This window comes from Luteimonas sp. A534 (assembly GCF_054072805.1).
Window position 1 is genome coordinate 25,846 of the sequence record NZ_JBSVRR010000003.1, and the last position, 16,388, is coordinate 42,233.

General features: G+C 71.2%; 18 protein-coding genes. 8 read left to right on the forward strand and 10 right to left on the reverse strand.

Going from position 1 to position 16,388, the window contains the following annotated elements:
- The 3 genes from ACW5F0_RS08300 (at nucleotide 1) to ACW5F0_RS08310 (ending at nucleotide 2,107) form a co-directional block, all read left to right on the forward strand.
- On the forward strand, nucleotides 1-687 hold the full coding sequence (locus tag ACW5F0_RS08300) for an NAD(P)H-binding protein (RefSeq protein ID WP_456999515.1): 687 nt from the start codon (nucleotides 1-3) through the stop codon (nucleotides 685-687).
- A gap of 49 nt (nucleotides 688-736) precedes the next feature.
- Nucleotides 737-1,570, forward strand: coding sequence for an S-formylglutathione hydrolase (fghA, locus tag ACW5F0_RS08305; protein ID WP_456963476.1), 834 nt, complete (start codon nucleotides 737-739; stop codon nucleotides 1,568-1,570).
- Nucleotides 1,571-1,783: 213 nt separating this feature from the next.
- Nucleotides 1,784-2,107, forward strand: coding sequence for a putative quinol monooxygenase (locus ACW5F0_RS08310; protein WP_456963477.1), 324 nt, complete (start codon nucleotides 1,784-1,786; stop codon nucleotides 2,105-2,107).
- 153 nt (nucleotides 2,108-2,260) lie between these two features.
- Here ACW5F0_RS08310 and ACW5F0_RS08315 read toward each other — a convergent pair whose 3' ends face one another.
- The 6 genes from ACW5F0_RS08315 to ACW5F0_RS08340 all read right to left on the reverse strand — a co-directional run bounded on the left by ACW5F0_RS08315 (nucleotide 2,261) and on the right by ACW5F0_RS08340 (nucleotide 7,414).
- Nucleotides 2,261-2,956, reverse strand: a complete 696-nt coding sequence (locus ACW5F0_RS08315; protein WP_456999516.1) for a Dph6-related ATP pyrophosphatase — start codon at nucleotides 2,954-2,956, stop codon at nucleotides 2,261-2,263.
- On the reverse strand, nucleotides 2,946-3,287 hold the full coding sequence (locus ACW5F0_RS08320) for a hypothetical protein (RefSeq protein ID WP_456999517.1): 342 nt from the start codon (nucleotides 3,285-3,287) through the stop codon (nucleotides 2,946-2,948). The genes ACW5F0_RS08315 and ACW5F0_RS08320 overlap by 11 nt, the downstream gene beginning before the upstream one ends.
- Before the next feature lie 68 nt (nucleotides 3,288-3,355).
- Nucleotides 3,356-4,297: a DegV family protein gene (locus tag ACW5F0_RS08325; RefSeq protein WP_456999519.1), complete on the reverse strand. Its 942-nt coding sequence runs from the start codon at nucleotides 4,295-4,297 to the stop codon at nucleotides 3,356-3,358.
- Nucleotides 4,298-4,400: 103 nt separating this feature from the next.
- Nucleotides 4,401-4,574: a hypothetical protein gene (locus ACW5F0_RS08330; RefSeq protein WP_456963482.1), complete on the reverse strand. Its 174-nt coding sequence runs from the start codon at nucleotides 4,572-4,574 to the stop codon at nucleotides 4,401-4,403.
- 120 nt (nucleotides 4,575-4,694) lie between these two features.
- A complete protein-coding gene (locus ACW5F0_RS08335; protein ID WP_456963483.1) occupies nucleotides 4,695-6,002 on the reverse strand; it encodes an amidohydrolase family protein in 1,308 nt (435 codons plus the stop codon).
- Entirely contained in the window at nucleotides 5,999-7,414 is a 1,416-nt protein-coding gene (locus ACW5F0_RS08340; protein WP_456963484.1) for an amidohydrolase, read from the reverse strand. Before ACW5F0_RS08340 ends, ACW5F0_RS08335 begins: the two co-directional genes overlap by 4 nt.
- 139 nt (nucleotides 7,415-7,553) lie before the next feature.
- On the opposite strand from ACW5F0_RS08340, the gene ACW5F0_RS08345 reads away from it, so the two are divergent.
- The gene (locus tag ACW5F0_RS08345) at nucleotides 7,554-8,330 is read left to right on the forward strand and encodes an AMP nucleosidase (RefSeq protein WP_456963485.1); all 777 of its coding nucleotides are present in this window, start codon (nucleotides 7,554-7,556) and stop codon (nucleotides 8,328-8,330) included.
- Complete coding sequence (locus tag ACW5F0_RS08350; protein ID WP_456963486.1) at nucleotides 8,327-8,878, forward strand: DUF924 family protein; 552 nt, start codon at nucleotides 8,327-8,329, stop codon at nucleotides 8,876-8,878. The genes ACW5F0_RS08345 and ACW5F0_RS08350 overlap by 4 nt, the downstream gene beginning before the upstream one ends.
- Before the next feature lie 173 nt (nucleotides 8,879-9,051).
- Here the strand turns inward: ACW5F0_RS08350 and grxD are convergent, their stop codons facing one another.
- Nucleotides 9,052-9,975, reverse strand: a complete 924-nt coding sequence (gene grxD / locus ACW5F0_RS08355; protein ID WP_456963487.1) for a Grx4 family monothiol glutaredoxin — start codon at nucleotides 9,973-9,975, stop codon at nucleotides 9,052-9,054.
- 194 nt (nucleotides 9,976-10,169) lie between these two features.
- Here grxD and ACW5F0_RS08360 point away from each other — a divergent pair, with 194 nt between their 5' ends.
- Nucleotides 10,170-10,949, forward strand: a complete 780-nt coding sequence (locus ACW5F0_RS08360; RefSeq protein WP_456999520.1) for a polysaccharide deacetylase family protein — start codon at nucleotides 10,170-10,172, stop codon at nucleotides 10,947-10,949.
- Nucleotides 10,950-11,319: 370 nt separating this feature from the next.
- Here ACW5F0_RS08360 and ACW5F0_RS08365 read toward each other — a convergent pair whose 3' ends face one another.
- From ACW5F0_RS08365 to ACW5F0_RS08375, 3 genes are read right to left on the reverse strand one after another with little or no spacing between them, the layout of a single operon-like run.
- On the reverse strand, nucleotides 11,320-12,021 hold the full coding sequence (locus tag ACW5F0_RS08365; RefSeq protein ID WP_456963489.1) for a methyltransferase domain-containing protein: 702 nt from the start codon (nucleotides 12,019-12,021) through the stop codon (nucleotides 11,320-11,322).
- On the reverse strand, nucleotides 12,018-12,644 hold the full coding sequence (locus ACW5F0_RS08370) for an SGNH/GDSL hydrolase family protein (protein ID WP_456999521.1): 627 nt from the start codon (nucleotides 12,642-12,644) through the stop codon (nucleotides 12,018-12,020). The genes ACW5F0_RS08365 and ACW5F0_RS08370 overlap by 4 nt, the downstream gene beginning before the upstream one ends.
- 5 nt (nucleotides 12,645-12,649) lie before the next feature.
- Nucleotides 12,650-13,924: an aminotransferase class I/II-fold pyridoxal phosphate-dependent enzyme gene (locus ACW5F0_RS08375; protein WP_456999522.1), complete on the reverse strand. Its 1,275-nt coding sequence runs from the start codon at nucleotides 13,922-13,924 to the stop codon at nucleotides 12,650-12,652.
- An 87-nt stretch (nucleotides 13,925-14,011) separates the two neighbouring features.
- Here ACW5F0_RS08375 and rsgA point away from each other — a divergent pair, with 87 nt between their 5' ends.
- Together rsgA and ACW5F0_RS08385 are read left to right on the forward strand one after the other, a co-directional pair.
- Entirely contained in the window at nucleotides 14,012-15,100 is a 1,089-nt protein-coding gene (rsgA, locus tag ACW5F0_RS08380; protein ID WP_456999523.1) for a ribosome small subunit-dependent GTPase A, read from the forward strand.
- 64 nt (nucleotides 15,101-15,164) lie between these two features.
- Nucleotides 15,165-16,388 carry a flavohemoglobin expression-modulating QEGLA motif protein gene (locus ACW5F0_RS08385; RefSeq protein WP_456999659.1) on the forward strand — a complete coding sequence of 408 codons (1,224 nt, stop codon included), beginning with the start codon at nucleotides 15,165-15,167 and terminating at the stop codon, nucleotides 16,386-16,388.

Genomic DNA, 16,388 nt, shown 5'->3' on the forward strand with positions numbered 1-16,388 from the left:
ATGGACACTGAAGGCGGCAGCGCACGGGCCAGTGGCGGACGGGTCGCGCTCGTGGCCGGCGCGAGCGGGCTGGTCGGGCGCGCGCTGCTCGCGCGCCTGTGCGCCGACCGCGGCGTAGCGCAGGTGCATGCGCTGGTGCGCCGGCCGCTGGCGCTGGACATGCCGAAGCTCCGGCTGCACGAGGTCGACTTCGGGCAGCTGCCGGCGCTGCCGCGGGCGGACGAGGCCTACCTCGCGCTGGGCACCACCATCCGCGTGGCGGGCAGCCGGGACGCCTTCCGCGCGGTCGACTTCGACGCCAAGCTCGCCGCGGCCCGGGCCGCACTGGACGCCGGTGCGAAGCGGATCGGACTGGTCAGCGCGATGGGCGCGAACGCCACGTCCCGGGTGTTCTACAGCCGGGTGAAGGGCGAGCTGGAAGACGCCCTGTCGGCCCTGCCGCTCGATGCGCTGGTGATCGCGCGGCCGGCGCTGCTGCTGGGCGATCGCGATCGTCTGGGCCAGCCCGCGCGCCGCGGCGAGCGCCTGGCCGAGGGACTGGACCGCTGGCTGCGTCCGCTGATCCCGGCGCGCATCCGCGCCATCGCCGCGGAGGATGTGGCGGCGGCGCTGGTCGCCGCCGTTCCGGACGCGAGTGGCCGCCAGGTCCTCGACTCCGCAGACATGCAGGGCGCGGCGCGCCGCTGAGCCGCCGCCGCGCCGTCATCCCGTCAACGAACCCTATTGGAGGAACGCCATGGAACGTATCGAACACCGCGCCTGCGCCGGCGGCTGGCAGGACGTCTACCGCCACCGCTCCGAAGTGCTTGGCTGCGACATGACCGTCGGCGTGTATTTCCCGCCGCAGGTGGCCGATGGTCCCTGCCCGGTGCTGTACTGGCTTTCGGGCCTGACCTGCAACGAGCAGAACTTCATCACCAAGGCCGGCGCGCAGCGCTATGCCGCGGAGCACGGGATCATCATCGTCGCACCCGACACCAGCCCGCGCGGCGAGGACGTCGCCGACGCGCCGGGCTACGACCTCGGCAAGGGTGCGGGCTTCTACGTCAACGCCACGCAGGATCCGTGGGCGGCGCACTACCGCATGTACGACTACATCGTCGACGAGCTGCCGGCATGGGTGGAAGCGGATCCCTCGGCCAGCGACGCGCGCGCGATCAGCGGCCACTCGATGGGCGGCCACGGCGCGCTCACCATCGCGCTGAAGAATCCCGGCCGCTACCGCAGCGTGTCGGCGTTCTCCCCGATCGTTGCGCCAAGCCAGGTGCCCTGGGGCGAGAAGGCCTTCGGCGCCTACCTCGGCGACGACCGCGAGGCCTGGAAGCAGCACGACGCCGTCGAGCTGGTGAAGTCCGCGAAGGAACAGCTGCCGCTGCTTGTCGACCAGGGCGATGCCGACGAATTCCTGGATGGCCAGCTCAAGCCGCACTTGCTGCAGGCCGCCTGCGAAGCCGCCGGCCACCCACTCGAACTGCGCATGCAGCCCGGCTACGACCACAGCTACTACTTCATCGCCAGCTTCATCGGCGACCACATCGCACACCATGCGAAGGCGCTGCGTGCGGCGTAGAGGCAGAGCTTTTTTGCCACGGATCTACGCGGATAAACGCAGATAGGACGTGGAACAGCGATGCGCGGCGGCCCATCTGCCTTGATGGGTTTTTGATCCGCGTCATCCGTGGCAAAGCTTTTGCCGTCCGTTCTTTCCAACCGTGATCCGCGCACGTGCATGGGTCAGCGGCGTGGCGGGAGAATGGGGCACCCCCCGGACAGGAGAGTGCCTGTGGCGAACCAGGATCTTGTTTTCTACGTGAAGTTGCGCGTCAAGCCGGACTGCATTGATGCATGGCGCACGGCGGTGACGGGGATCATCGAGCAGATGTCGCGGGAGGACACCTTCGTCTCCTGCCAGCTGCACGTCGACGCCCAGGACCCGACGCTGTTCACGCTGTACGAGCGCTGGGCCGAGCCCTCGGTCGAGACCTTCCTGCAGCGACAGGACACGCCCTACCGCCGCGCGTACGAAGCACTGCTGCCAGGCCTCCTGCAAGGCCCCCGCGAGCCGCAGGTCCTGGTGCCCCTCGGCGAATGGCATCGCCCCGCGTAGCGGATTCCTGCAGGAAAGTACGAAAGCTTTCTGCCGCGGATTCACGCGGATAAGAGCAGACAGGGCATGGAGCAGCGATGCTCCGCGCCCCATCTGCTTTGATGGGCTTTTGATCCGCGTCATCCGTGGCAAAGCTTTCGCCCTGATCCCCACTCAGCCCGCCAGCCAGACGTCCGTGTACGCGAAACGCGCATCACGCAGCACGGTTTCGCCGGGCTGCAGCGCGAGCGGCGCGCTGAACATCGGGCCGTCCGACACGCAGGTGTGGAACTCGCCGCGTTCGCCGCAGGAGTCCACGCCGTCAGACAGGGCGTCGAGCAGCGCGGCGTCGAAGTCGCGTCCCGCGAAGGCGGCGTCGAGCTGCTGCGTATCGACGCAGCACAGCGTCGCGCGCAGTCCGCCGGCGATCATTTCGCGCGCCAGCGTTTCGGTCTCACGACCGAACAGGGGGAAGACCGCGCCCCATCCGAGCCGTTCGCACAGCGCCTCGCGCCAGGCGCGGACGTCGGCCAGCAGCAGGTCGCCGAAGGCGATATGGGCGATGCCGGGCCAGCGTGCCCGCGCATCCGCCAGCGCATCGGCGAACGCGGCTTCGTAGCGGGCGTTGTCGCAGTCCTGCGGGATCCGTGACTCGATCAATGGCAGTCCGGCGGCCGCGGCCTGCGCGCGCAGCACGTCGACGCGGACGCCCTGCATCGACGCCCGTTCGAAACCTTCGGTGATCGTGGTCAGCAGCCCGACGACTTCGAGTTCGCCGCCGTCGCGCAGCGCGTGCAGCGCCCAGGCTGCGTCCTTGCCACCGCTCCAGGCCAGCAGCGCGTGCAGGCGCGGTGCGGGCTCAGCCGGCACGGACGTCGCGCAGCTCCCAGGCGTTGCCCGCAAGCAGGCGCATGCGGTGCTTGAACACGTCGCCGCGCAGGCTGGTGGTCGCGACCAGTTCCACGCGGGTCTCGCGCTGTATGCCCTCCACGTTTGCGGCCGGATCGGTGGCGCCCAGCAGCGGGTCGACCTCGTCCGGCTCGTCCTGGGTGGCGCGCCAGCGTTCGAACAGCGCGTCGCCCTGCAGCGCCTCCTGCAGGTCGCGGGCGAAGCCTTCGGCGCCGTGCGCGGTGAAGGCGAACTCGCCCGCGCCGCGCGCGGCCTCGGGATCGGGGATGGCGATGAAGTAGCGTGTGGCCATGGCGTCGTCCGCTGCGTGTCGTTGCGGCAAGCTTAGCCGCCGCCCGTTAACCCGATGTTGTAACGACCTCAGTCGAACGCGTGGTCGGGGGCTGCGAAGCCCACCACCACCGCGCCGCGGCCGACGTTCACCATGCCCGTCGTGCTCATCACGCTTTCGAACACGTCCACGTTTTCGTCGGCGCAGGCTTCGCGCAGGCGGGCGTAGCCGGGCAGGGCGCGCATCTCATCGAGGTGGCCGCCGTAGCAGAGGGTGACGGTCGGGGTCAGCAGCCCGGCGCGCACGCGGCGGGCGGCGAAGTCGAACATCTTCTCCACTGCGGGCTCGAAGCCCTTCACCTTGGCGACCGGGCCGGTCTCGCCGCGGAAGCAGCGCAGCACCGGCTTGATGTCCAGCGCAGTCCCCAGCGCAGCGCTGAACAGGCTGACGCTGCGGTCGCCCTTGGCGCGCGCTCGGTTGCGGATGTAGTACAGGTCGCGCGGCACCAGGTAGCCGCAGGTATGGTTCGCCAGCTCCTCCAGGCGCGCGCGGATACGCGGCGGCAGTTCGCCGGCGGCGCGCAGGCGCGCGGCTTCCACCGGCAGGATGCCCTGGGCGCAGAACAGGTTCCGGGTATCGATCACGCGCAGCGCGAAGGGCGTGGTGTTGCCCGCCGCGGCGCGCGGCTGCTTGTACTCGTTGAGGATGAGGAAGCTCGCCTTCTGCGCGTTGGCGTGGATCGGGCTGCGCGAGCCGGTGATCGTCATGCAGAAGACGTAGTCGTAATCCACCACCAGCCGCTCGAGGAACAGATCGCGGATCTGCTCGGGCGTGTAGGGAATCGTCTCGGCGCTGGCGCCGCGTTCGGCGATATGCGATTCGAGGAAGGCGAGGGTCTGGGTCTCGTCGCGATGGTCGGCCTGCACGGCGTCGCCGATCCGCACCGTGATCGGCATGATCTCGACGCCTTCGCGTTCGAAAAAGTCCCGGGGCAGGTCGCAGGCAGAGTCGACGACAAGTCCGACGCGCATCGTGTTTTCCTTCTGGCAATGCCGATCCAGATGGAATCGTCGCATGGAGCGTGCCCGGGGTCACGCTTGCCGCGTGATCGCCCGCTCGCCCAGCCGGCGAGGATCAGCGCCGGCGCGGTGGTGGCGCACCCCGGCGCTTGGCGTCTTCCGCCTCCGCACGCTCGCGGCTGCGGATGAACAGGGGCACGCCGATGCCGATGCCGAGCATGATCAGCGTGCCGCCGATCAGGAGCCAGCCCACCGGGCGGGCAACGAGTTCAACCAGGATTGGATGCATTGCAGGTCTCCCCAAGGGTCTGGGGAGATCATTGGCCGAGGTGCCGGTCGGGATATTGATCCCGGTCAAAGCCGCCGCAGGGCGTGGTCGGCGGCGGCGTCGGTTCCGCTGGCGTGGCGGTCAGCGCCCGCCGCTGGCCGGATACGCCCGCGGCAGCTCGCCGCGCGCGGCATCGGGTTCGGCGCGCAGGTAGCGGTCGCGCAGTTCGGTCTGGCGCGAGCGCATGTCGATCGCGCGGCCGTCGAACCACACCTGGCTGGCGAGGCTGGCGACGTCCAGCGGGTCGCCGTCCCACAGCACCAGGTCGGCGCGCAGGCCCGGCGCGATGGCGCCGATCTCGCCGTCGACGCCGAAGGTGCGCGCTGGCACGCGGGTCAGGCCGGCCAGGCCGTCGTCCCAAGGCAGGCCGTTGGCCACGGCATTGCCCGCGAGCTGGCGCAGCTTGCGCGCGTTGTGCGAGGAGTCGCCGGCCTGGGTGAAGCCGACCTCGACCCCGGCCGCGCGCAGCACCGCGGCGCTGCGCAGGCTGGCGTGGATGCGGTCGAAGTTGGCAGGCAGGTTGTCCAGCGGATCGATGAAGACCGGTACCCGCGCCGCGGCCAATTCGTCCGCCACGCGCGCGGCCTCGCCGCCGCCGCGGATCGCGACCCGCACGCCGTGCTTCTTTGACCACCGCAGCAGCTGGCGGATGTCGGCCGCGCGGTCCACGGCCACCACCAGGGGGAGGGTGCCGTCGAGGTGCCGCTGCAGGGTGGCGCGGCCGGCGGGCGTCAGCAGCGCCGAGCGTGATTCCGCGGAGATGCGCCCCCGCGCCTCGTCGACAAGCTGGTCGAGCAGCATCCACTGCGCCGCGCGCGAGCCGCCGGTGAGGTTGGCGGCGCGGCTGCCCAGGTCGATGAACAGCAGCTTCGGTCCCGCCGGCTGGTCGCCGCCGTCCAGGCGCATGGTCGCGCCCTGGCCGCCGATGATCGAACCGCCGGCGCCGGTGCCCGCCGACAGCAGGGTGAAGCCGATGCCTTCGACGCGCGCGACCGGCAGCAGCAGCGAGTCGGGGTTGTAGGCCAGGGTGACGTCGAACTCGGGGCGCACGGTCATGTCGTGCGCGTCCTCGCCCAGCGCCAGGCGGCCGTCGGTGGTCGCTTCCTCGCCCGACACCTCTTCGATGCCGATGCCGGTGATGCCGCCGAACAGGGTCGGCGTGACCGGCCGGCCGTTGGCTTCGACCACGGTGGCCCCAACGGCGTCGAGGCCGGTGCCGACCGCACTGATGCGGCCGTTGCGCACCAGTACGTCGGCGCCCTGCAGGGTGCCGCGCTCGGTGGCGGTGTGCACGGTGGCGTTGCGGATCAGCAGGTCCTGGGCGGCGGCGGTCGCCGAGGCGCCAAGCATCGCGGCCAGCGCGACCCCCTGCAGGAGCAGACGGCTCATCGCACACCTCCAACAGCCACGTCCCGTCCCAGCATGAAGTCCGAGCGCGGCTGCAGCGAGGGGTCGTTGCGGTCGTATACGCGGGCGCCGTCGATCCAGACCTGTTCGGCGAGCGCATAGGAGCTGAAGGGGTTGCCGCTCCACAGCACCACGTCGGCCATCTTGCCGGCCTCGAGCGTGCCGGTGCGTTCGAGGATGCCCATGGCCTTTGCCGGGTTCTGCGTCAGCCAGGTCATCGCGCGTTCGGGCGCGATGTCGATGCCCGCGCGGCGCGCATTGGCCATGACCTTGGCCGCTTCCTGGTTCAGGCGCTGGATGCCCTCCTCGGAGTCGGAGTGCACGATCGCGCAGCCGCCCGGCGCGCGGTCGACGATGGCGACGTTCTCCTGGATCCCGTCAAAGGCCTCCATCTTGAAGCCCCACCAGTCGGCCCACAGCGCGCCGCAGACGCCTTCGCGGCCGAGCCGGTCGGCGATCTTGTAGGCCTCCACGCCGTGGTGGAACGCGGCGACCTTGAAGCCGAACTCGTCGGCGAGGTCGAGCATGGTCGCCATCTCGTCGGCGCGATAGCAGTGGATGTGCACCAGGATGTCGCCGTCGAGCGCGCCCGCCAGCGTCTCGAGCTTGAGGTCGCGCTTGCCGTCCTTGCCGCTGCCGTTGCGCTTGTCGCGGTAGTCGGCGGCGTCGATGAAGGCCGCGCGGTAGCCGGCGACGTTGCCCATGCGCGTGGCGGGGCCGCCCTTCTGGCCGTACACGCGCTTGGGGTTCTCGCCGCAGGCCATCTTCAGTCCGTGCGGGGCGCCTGGGAACTTCATCGCCTGGTAGGTGGTGGCGGACACGTTGCGCAGCGTCACCCCGCGGCCACCGACGAGGTTGGCCGAGCCGGGCAGGATCTGCAGCGTGGTGACGCCGCCGGCGAGCGCGGCGTGGAAGCCGGGGTCCTGCGGCCACACCGAATGTTCGGCCCAGACCGCGGCGGTGACCGGCGAGGTCGCCTCGTTGCCGTCGCTGTGCGAGCGCGTGCCGGGGCTCGGGTAGACGCCCAGGTGGGAGTGGATGTCGATGAGGCCGGGGGTGACCCACTTGCCGCGGCCGTCGACGCGGATCGCGTCGGCCGGGGCCTCCAGGCCCGCGCCCACGGCGACGATGACACCGTCGCGCATCAGCACGTCGGCGCCTTCGAGCCGGGCGCCGGCGCCATCGAGCACGGTCGCGCCGCTCAGCAACACCGGCGCGCTGGCGATGCGCTGGTAGGTGCTGGGATAGGCGTCGCCCGGGGAACCGCTGGTAGCGGCCGACGTGTCCGTGCCGCGGCTGTGGTCGCGGCCGCCGGTGGCGCTGGTGGTCGCGCAGCCGGTGGCCAGCGCGATCGTGAGCGCCGCGGCAAGCGCGGCGTGTGGCTTGAGTCCCATGTGTCGCTCCCCGTGGTCAGTCGCACACCCTAGCCGCGTATCGGGGCCACGGGCAATGTGCGGAAAGTCGGGTTCCTGTGGGAGCGGCTATAGCCGCGATCCCCGCCATGCCAGAATCCCCGCAAACCAGGAGGAACCGATGAAGGAAAAAGAACAGATCGTCGAGAACTGGCTGCCGCGCTACACCGGCGTGCCGCTCGACGGCTTCGGCGAGCACATCCTGGTGACCAACTTCGGCGGCTACCTGGGCCATTTCGCGCGCCTGACGGGCGCCGAGATCACCGGCACCGACCGGCCGATGCCCAGCGCCACCGCCGACGGCATCACCATGATCAATTTCGGCATGGGCAGCCCGAACGCGGCCACGCTGATGGACCTGCTGTCCGCCATCGGCCCCAAGGCGGTGCTGTTCCTGGGCAAGTGCGGCGGCCTGAAGAAGAAGAACCAGCTCGGTGACCTGGTGCTGCCGATCGCCGCCATCCGCGGCGAGGGCACCAGCGACGACTACCTGCCGCCGCAGGTCCCGGCGCTGCCGGCGTTCGCGCTGCAGCGCGCGGTGTCGACCTCGATCCGCGACATGGGCCTGGACTACTGGACCGGCACCGTCTACACCACCAACCGCCGCGTGTGGGAGCACGACGCCGTCTTCAAGGAGCGGCTGCGCACCATGCGCTGCATGGCCATCGACATGGAGACCGCGACCATCTTCGCCGCCGGCTTCGCCAATCGCATTCCCTGCGGCGCGCTGCTGCTGGTCAGCGACCAGCCGATGATCCCCGAGGGCGTGAAGACCGAGGCCTCCGACGCGCAGGTCAGCACGCGCTTCGTCGAGGGCCACATCCAGGCCGGCATCGAATCGCTGCGCCTGATCCGCCGCCACGGCAAGTCCGTGCGCCACCTGAGGTTCGACGAATGAGCGCCGTGGACGGACTGCGGACCGCGGCGGAGATCGTGGACTTCTGGCGCGATGCCGGCCCGCCGAAGTGGTTCAACGGCGGTGCCGCGTTCGACGCGGAAACACGTCGGTTCCTGGAGGCCGCGCACTTCGCCGCCGCGCGCCGCGAGCTGGATGCCTGGGTGGACGATGCCGAGGGCGCGCTGGCGCTGCTGATCCTGCTCGACCAGGTGCCGCGCAACATCTTCCGCGGCAGCGCGCATTCGTACGCGACCGATCCGCTGGCGCTGCACTATGCCGAGCGCATGCTGGCATCCGGCCTGGACCGCGAGGTGGATCCGGAGCTGCGCGCGTTCTGCTACCTGCCCTTCGAACACTCGGAGGCGATCGGCGACCAGGAGCGCGCGGTGGCACTCATGGCCGACCTGGGCGAGATGTCGCTGGACTACGCCGTGCGGCACCTGGAAGTGATCGAACGCTTCGGCCGCTTCCCGCACCGAAACCGCGCGCTGGGCCGGGCCAACAGCGCCGACGAGCAGGCCTGGCTGGACGCCGGCGGCGGCTTCTAGCCTTGTAGGAGCGGCTATATCGCACTGTGGGAGCGGCTATAGCCGCGATGCGCTGTGCCGAATCGCACTGTGGGAGCGGCATAGCCGCGATCCGAGGCGCTTATCGCGGCTATAGCCGCTCCCACATGGCCGCTCCCACAGGAGATTGATTGCCGGGGAGTCGGCAGCCCGGCTCAGTAGCGCGGGATCTCCGCGTCCACGTCGGACCAGGCGTCGATGCCGCCTTCGATGTTGTAGACCTCGCGGAAGCCGAGCTGGCGGAAGTGTTCGGCCGCCTGGCCACTGCGGCCGCCGTGGTGGCAGAGGAAGGCGAGCGGCGTGTCCTTCGGCAGTCCTTCAAGCGCGCCCGGACCGTCGTCCAGCGTGGCGTGGGGCACGGGCGCGGTAGCGAGTGCGCGCTCCTCGGCCGGACGCACGTCAACCACCCGCAGGCTGCCGTCCGAGGCGCGGGCATGGGCGTCTGTCGGCGACAGCGCGCGCACCGGCGGTGGCGCGTTCGGGTTCTCGACCACCAGGCCACGGCCGCGGGCGTCGTCGGCGAAATCGATGACGATGCCGTCGGCGCGGCGCGCAGCGGCGACCGCCACCTGCACCGGGATGCCATCGCAGTCCACGGTGATGGCGCCGGCGTCGCGCGTGGCCAGGGCCAGGCGCGTACGGAAGTTCGGGTCGATGTCGATCTGCACGGCGAGGTCGCCACCGGCGTCCTCGATGGCCTTGCGCAGCGTCGGCTGCGCGGTCGGGGTGATGGTGATCACCGGTGGTGTGCGGTCCGGCGGCGGCAGGCCGACCGCGGCGTGCAGTTCGCCGGAGTTCGCCATCTGCTCGATGATGTCGCTGCCGCCGACCAGTTCGCCGCCGATGTACAGCTGCGGGATGGTGGGCCAGTTGCCATAGGCCTTGATGCCCTCGCGGATCTCGGCGTCGGCCAGCACGTTGACGTGCGCGAAGGGCTGTTCGAGCGCGGACAGGGCGGCCACCGCCTTGGCCGAGAAACCGCACTGCGGCGAGCGCGGGTCGCCCTTCATGAACAGCACGATGCGATTGGCCTGCAGCAGGTCGTCGATGCGCTGGCGGAGGTCGGGGGCAAGGGTCATGGCGGGCACGCGGTGTGTAGTGTGGAGGTGCAACAGGGTACTCCCCGTGTCCCCGCATCGCCTTGACCCGCATCACCCGGAAGCCCGTCCTCCCTCCCAAAACCCGTGTGGGAGCCGCCATGGCGGCGATCCGGGCGCGACGCTGCCTCAGCTGGGCCGCCCCGCACGCAGCGACGGATGCCATCATCCCGCCCATGCCTGCCCGCACTGCATTCCACGCCACCCCGAAACACCCCCACGCCTGGGCCTGGGCCGCGCTGCTGCTGCACGCCGGCATCGCCGCGGCCTGGTGGTGGCTGGGCTGGTGCTGGGGCCTGGCGCTGCTGGTCGCGGTGCACCTGGGCTTTGTCTGGGGCACGCTGCGCCCGGGTTCGCGCCTGTTCGGGCCCGTCATCCGGCGCTTCGCCGCCACGCATCGCGGGGTCTGGCTGACCATCGACGACGGGCCCTCCGACGACACCGCGGCCATCCTCGACCTGCTCGACGCCCACGATGCGAAGGCCACCTTCTTCCTCGTCGGCGAGCGCGCCCAAGCGCGGCCGGACCTCGTGCGCGACATCGCCGCGCGCGGCCACGGCATCGGCAACCACAGCCACACCCACCCCCAGGCCCGCTTCTGGGCCCTGGGTCCGCGCGCGATGCGCCGCGAGATCCTCGACTGCCAGCACGCGCTGACCGATATCACCGGCACCGCCCCGCGCTGGTTCCGCGCCGTGGTCGGCCACGCCAATCCTTTCGTGCACGCACCGCTGCGCGAAGCCGGCCTGTCGCGCCTGGCCTGGAGCGCCCGCGGCTACGATGCCGTCCGCTCCGACCCCGCCGACATCGCCGCCCGCATCGCCCGCGACCTCACGCCCGGCGCCATCGTCCTCCTGCACGAGGGCGCCCCCCACGGCCGCAGCGCCGAAATCGTGTCCGCGGTCCTGGCCGAAGTGAAGCGTGCAAACCTCCGCGCAGTCATCCCCGCAGACTGATCGCCGCGCTGCGAAACTGCGGGATCCCGTGGGCAGGACAAGAGCTTTCATGCCACGGATTAGCGCGGATTACGCGGATCAAGCCAAGGCCAGCGCCGGCACCACGCGCTGCACAAGCCTCTTCTTCAGATGGGTTTCCCGCAGCAATCTTGCCTCGGCCAGATCCGCGCAATCCGCGCTAATCCGTGGCAGAAGAAGCTCTCCGCTTTTTCTTCTTCCCTTCCGCTCTATCCGCGTCGATCCGCGCAAATCCGTGGCCAAAAAAGCACCTCGCCTTTTCCGCCCTTCCCGCTTTATCCGTGCAAATCCGCCCTGATCCGCGTAAATCCGTGGCAAAAAATGCTCTTCCCCGGTCAGTGCGAAATCCGAGTCAATCGCGGCGCCCCACGATCAGCCAGTTGTTGAACGGCGTGTTCCCGTACAGCGGCCGGAATTCCACCGCCAGTCCCGCATCGCCCAGCGCCGACTCCAGCTCCGCGCGCGTCGGATAGCGCTTCGGCACTTCCTGCATCCAGCCCGCCAGGTGCGCCAGCCGGTCGGTGATGCGCGTGGTGCGGCCGCGGCGCGAGTCGTCGCCCAGTCCGCTGCGGATCACCAGGCGTGCGCCCGGGGTGAGCATCGCGGCGGTGTCGGCGAGCAGCGCCGCCTGCGCCTGCGCATCCAGGTACTGCAGCACGTCGAGGATCGCCACGCTGCCCGCGTGTGGCGGCCAACCCGCGGCGAGGTCCACGACGTCGAAGCACGCGCCGTCGGCAAAGCCGCCGCGCGCGGCGATCTCGCGGCCGCGGCGGATCTTGTCGGCGTCGATGTCCACGCCGTGCCAGGGCATCGCCTGCCCGTCCAGGCGCAGCGCATGCAGCAGCAGTCCGAGCCCGCAGCCGAGGTCGAGCACCGGTGCGGTGGTGCCGCGCAGCGCGTCGAGCACGCCGGGATACAGCGGGTCGGTGCGCAGCTTCGACAGCGTGTAGTAGTAGTCGTAACGGTTGCCGTAGAAGCGGCGCGGCAGGAACGCGCGTGCGATCGCGCGGGCTTCGTCAGCGGGGAAGGGCGCGTCGGCGGAGCGTGTGGTCATGGCGTCGTCCGTGGCGGCTGCAGCAGGCGGCGCGCGACCGGCAGGGCCAGGCGCGTCCACTCGGTGTACAGGAGGGCGGAAGGATGCAGACCGTCGTCGGCCAGCATGTCGGGCTCGGCGCCGCGGGCGCGGCTCACGGGCGTGATGTCGACGAAGGCGACGCCGCGGGCCTCGCATACGTCGCGCGCGGCGGCGTTGTACGCATCGAGTTCGCGCGCGATCGCTCCGGGATCGCGCCTGGAGGCGGCGGCGAACGGGGTCACGCCCCAGTCGGGGATCGACAGCACCAGCACGCGGTCGGCGTGGCCGCCGGCAAAGCCGATGGTGCGTTCGAGCAGGGCGGCGAATTCGTCGGCATACCCGATGGCGCTGCGCCCGCGGTACTGGTTGTTGACGCCGATCAGCAGGCTGGCGAAGTCGAACGGGCCTTGCGGATCGGCGGCATCGATCGCGGCGTCGAGTTCGTCGGTGGTCCAGCCGGTGGTGGCGATGGTCAGCGGGTCTTCAAGGGCGATGCCTTCGGCGCGCAGTGCGCGGGCGAGCTGGTGCGGCCAGCGGTCCGCGGGTTGGACGCGTTCGCCGATGGTGTAGGAATCGCCGAGGGCGAGGTAGGAGAGGGGCATCGGGGTCAGGCCGTCGCGGGATTGATCGCGGCTGTAGCCGCTCCCACAGGTGCCGCCTTCGTGGCGGCCCGCCGCTCCAGCACCCGGTCGATGCGCCGGAACACTTCGCGCAGCTGGTCGGGTTCGGGCAGCAGGGTGACGCGGAAGTGGTTGCGGTATGGCACGTTGAAGCTCGAGCCCGGCACCACCAGCACGTGTTCGCGCTCCATCAGCTCCAGCGCGAAGGCGTGGTCGTCGAAGCCCCGCGCGGCGTCGCCGACCACCCCGGGGAAGGCGTACAGCGCGCCATCGGGCACTTGCAGCTTGAGGTGCGGGCTGGCGGCGCAGGCTTCGGCAACCACGCGCCGCGCCTCGTGCAGGCGCCCGCCCGGCGCCACCAGCGGGCCGATGGTGTCCAGGCCCGACAGCGCCGCCGGCACCGCGAACTGGCCGGGCACGTTGGCGCACAGCCGCAGCGCGCCCAGCAGGTCGATGGCGTGGCGGTAGTCTCGCGTTGCCTCGGTGCTGCCCGACAGCACGCCCCAGCCGATGCGCCAGCCGCAGGCCCGGTGCACCTTGCTCAGGCCGCCGAAGGACAGGCAGGGCACGTCGCCGGCCAGCGGCGCCAGCGGCTCGAAGCGCGCGTCGTCGTAGGTGATGCCGTCGTAGATCTCGTCGGCCATCAGCAGCAGGCCGTGGCGCGCGGCGATGGCGACGATGCGCTCCAGCAGCGCGCGCGGATAGCTGGCGCCGGTGGGATTGTTCGGGTTGATCAGCACGATCGCGCGCGTGCGCGGCGACACCAGGGCCTCGATCTCGTCCGGGTCGGGCAGGAAGCCGTTGCTTGCGTGGCAGCGGTAGTACACCGGCCGGCCGTCGTTGAGGATGGTGGCCGCCGACCACAGCGGATAGTCGGGCGAGGGCAGCAGCACTTCGTCGCCCGGGTTGAGCAGGGCGCGCAGGCTGATGTCGATCAGCTCGCTGACGCCGTTGCCGATAAAGACGTCGTCGGCGGACACGCCCGGCGTGCCGCGCGCGACGTGCTGCGCGGCCACCGCCTCGCGCGCCGCCGGCAGGCCTTGCTGGTGGGCATAGGGATCGGTGTCGTGGATGCGGTCGGCGATCGCGCGCTGCAAGTGCTCCGGTGCGCGGAACCCGAACGCACCCGGGTTGCCGATGTTGAGCTTGATCAGGACGTGGCCCTGGGCCTCGAGCTCGCGTGCGCGGCGCGCGAGTTCGCCGCGGATCTCGTAGCGCACCTCGGACAGGCGTTGCCGGGTGGCGACGTGGGGCTTGGACATGCGGGCGGGTCGGCGTGGGGCGAACCCGAAAGCCTAGCGGAATTCCCGGCTAGAATCCCCGGTGATGACCACCTCCCGCGCCCCCGTTTGAACTCCGCGCACACCGCCCTGCGGGCGATCGGCTGGCCCCATGCCGGTTCGCCACCCGAGGGCGCATGGGCCGAAGCGATGGCCGCGCATCCCGCGGCGCGCCCGGCGCGGGTGATCGAACAGCACCGCACCGGCTATGTGGTGGCCGAGGGCCCGGATGACGGCGGCGCGGTCGAATCCCTGCCGCAGTGGCAGCGCCCGAAGTGTCCGCCGTCCGAGCGCGCGGCCGTCGGCGACTGGGTGCTGGTGGAAGACGGCCGCATCGTCGCCCTGCTCGCGCGCCGGAGCGTGATCAAGCGCGGCATCGCCGGCGAGCACTACGGCCAGCAGCTGATCGCGGCCAATATCGACACCGTGTTCGTGGTCTGCGGACTGGACGGCGATTTCAACCCGCGGCGCATCGAGCGCTACCTGCTGCTGGTGCAGGGCGGCGGCGCGCAGCCGGTGGTGGTGCTGACCAAGGCCGACCAGCCCGGCGCCGATGCCGATGCCGCGCGCGCGGCGCTGCACGCGCGCATGGGTGACAGCGTGCCGGTGCTCACGGTGAACGCCCGCGATCCCGCCGATGCCGCTGCGCTTGCGCCGTGGCTGGGCCCGGGCCACACCGCGGTCCTGGTCGGCAGCTCCGGCGCCGGCAAGTCGACGCTGACCAATGCCCTGCTGGGCACCGAGCGCATGAAGACCGGCGAGGTGCGCGAGCGCGACGCCCGCGGCCGCCACACCACCACCCATCGCGCGCTGATCCCGCTGCCCTCCGGCGGCTGCCTGATCGACACGCCCGGCATGCGCGAGCTCAAGCCCACCGGCGAGGAAGACCTGGCCGAGGGCGGTTTCGCCGAGGTCGAGGCCCTGGTCGCCGAGTGCCGCTTCAGCGACTGCCGGCACGAGGGCGAACCGGGCTGCGCGGTGCGTGCCGCGATCGAAGCGGGGCGGCTGGATGCGGGCCGCTTCGCCCACTACGCCAAGCTGCGCGACGAGGTTGCCGGTGCGGCCGGCGTGCTGGCCTCGCGCCAGGCGTCGACGAAGCCGCAGTCCAGCGGCAAACGCCCGGATCCGCGCAAGGGCGGCCGTCCCGGGCGGCGCTGAGACCGTGTCGGCCGTGGCCAGCTTCGACGCCGAAACGCTCCGTCACGCCGCGCTCGATGCGCGCATGGTCCAAGCCGCGCGCGGCATCCGCGTGCTCACCCTGGCGAGCTGGCCCGCGGCCGAGCAGGAGCGCTTCCTTGTCGACCATGCAGCCGGCCGGCGGCGGATGCCGGAACCGGTGTATCCCCGGCACGACTTCGGCGAAGCCCGCCGCGAGCTGGCCGCCGTCGCCGAAGAAGCCGACCCCGGCCACCCCGCAGGCATGTACCTGCGCGAGTCCGCGGAGTCCTGGGACGTGGCCGCGCAGCTGCTTGAAACCCTCGGTCGGCCCGAGGCCGGCCAGCACGCCATCACCCTGTATGGCAGCCCCGACCAGCCGCTGCCCGGCAACGGCCCCACGACCCGCGAAGCGGCACAACACTTCATCGGCATCGCCGACGACCTCGACCACGAACTGCTCGCGCCGTCGGAACAGGTGCCGGTGTCCGCGCGCGCGCTGCAGCTGCAGCTGCAGGGCGACCTCGACGCCTTCTTCGGCGGGCGCGTGGTCGCGGTGGAGCTCGATCCCGGCCTGATCGCCAAGGCCGCCGCCGGCGCCCACCGCATCCGCCTGCGCGACGACGCGCTGTTCTCCGGCTACGACCGCGCCCAGCTCTTCAACCACGAAGCCCTGGTGCACTCGCTGACCGCGCTCAACGGCCGCGAACAGCCGCTGTTCGCGAGCCTGGGCATGGCCTCGCCGCGGATCACCGCGACCCAGGAAGGCCTGGCGACCTTCGCCGAGCAGATCACCGGCAGCCTCGACATCGGCCGCATGAAGCGCATCAGCCTGCGCACCGAGGCGACCTCGATGGCGCTGGCGGGCGCCGACTTCCTGCAGGTGTTCGACTGGTTCATCGGCGCCGGGCAGCCGGCCGGTGAATCGTTCGCGTCGGCGCAGCGCATCTTCCGTGGCGTGCCGCTCGGCGGTGGCCACGCCTTCACCAAGGATGCGGTCTACCTGCGCGGCATGGTGGAGGTGCACACCTTCTTCCGTTGGGCGCTGCGCGAGGACCGGCTGCTGCGCTGCCGCCAGTTGTTCGCCGGCAAGATGACCCTGGCCGACACCGCGCGCCTGGCGCCGCTGTTCGAATCCGGCGCGGTCGCGCCGCCGCGCTGGCTGCCGCAGTGGGTGGCGCAGGCCGGTGGCCTCGCGGGCCTGCTCGCGTTCTCGCTGTTCGCCAACCGGATCCGTCTGGACAGCATCGGCACCGACGGCCGCGCCGGCCCGGCAGAGGCGCTGCGCTGA

Excerpts from the sequence above, each read along its gene's own strand:
- ACW5F0_RS08300 (WP_456999515.1), top strand. The coding sequence starts at position 1 with ATGGACACTGAAGGCGGCAGCGCACGGGCCAGTGGCGGACGGGTCGCG.
- fghA (WP_456963476.1), top strand. The coding sequence starts at position 737 with ATGGAACGTATCGAACACCGCGCCTGCGCCGGCGGCTGGCAGGACGTC.
- ACW5F0_RS08320 (WP_456999517.1), bottom strand. The coding sequence starts at position 3,287 with ATGGCCACACGCTACTTCATCGCCATCCCCGATCCCGAGGCCGCGCGC.
- ACW5F0_RS08325 (WP_456999519.1), bottom strand. The coding sequence starts at position 4,297 with ATGCGCGTCGGACTTGTCGTCGACTCTGCCTGCGACCTGCCCCGGGAC.
- ACW5F0_RS08330 (WP_456963482.1), bottom strand. The coding sequence starts at position 4,574 with ATGCATCCAATCCTGGTTGAACTCGTTGCCCGCCCGGTGGGCTGGCTC.
- ACW5F0_RS08335 (WP_456963483.1), bottom strand. The coding sequence starts at position 6,002 with ATGAGCCGTCTGCTCCTGCAGGGGGTCGCGCTGGCCGCGATGCTTGGC.
- ACW5F0_RS08340 (WP_456963484.1), bottom strand. The coding sequence starts at position 7,414 with ATGGGACTCAAGCCACACGCCGCGCTTGCCGCGGCGCTCACGATCGCG.
- ACW5F0_RS08345 (WP_456963485.1), top strand. The coding sequence starts at position 7,554 with ATGAAGGAAAAAGAACAGATCGTCGAGAACTGGCTGCCGCGCTACACC.
- ACW5F0_RS08350 (WP_456963486.1), top strand. The coding sequence starts at position 8,327 with ATGAGCGCCGTGGACGGACTGCGGACCGCGGCGGAGATCGTGGACTTC.
- grxD (WP_456963487.1), bottom strand. The coding sequence starts at position 9,975 with ATGACCCTTGCCCCCGACCTCCGCCAGCGCATCGACGACCTGCTGCAG.
- ACW5F0_RS08360 (WP_456999520.1), top strand. The coding sequence starts at position 10,170 with ATGCCTGCCCGCACTGCATTCCACGCCACCCCGAAACACCCCCACGCC.
- ACW5F0_RS08365 (WP_456963489.1), bottom strand. The coding sequence starts at position 12,021 with ATGACCACACGCTCCGCCGACGCGCCCTTCCCCGCTGACGAAGCCCGC.
- ACW5F0_RS08370 (WP_456999521.1), bottom strand. The coding sequence starts at position 12,644 with ATGCCCCTCTCCTACCTCGCCCTCGGCGATTCCTACACCATCGGCGAA.
- ACW5F0_RS08375 (WP_456999522.1), bottom strand. The coding sequence starts at position 13,924 with ATGTCCAAGCCCCACGTCGCCACCCGGCAACGCCTGTCCGAGGTGCGC.
- ACW5F0_RS08385 (WP_456999659.1), top strand. The coding sequence starts at position 15,165 with ATGGTCCAAGCCGCGCGCGGCATCCGCGTGCTCACCCTGGCGAGCTGG.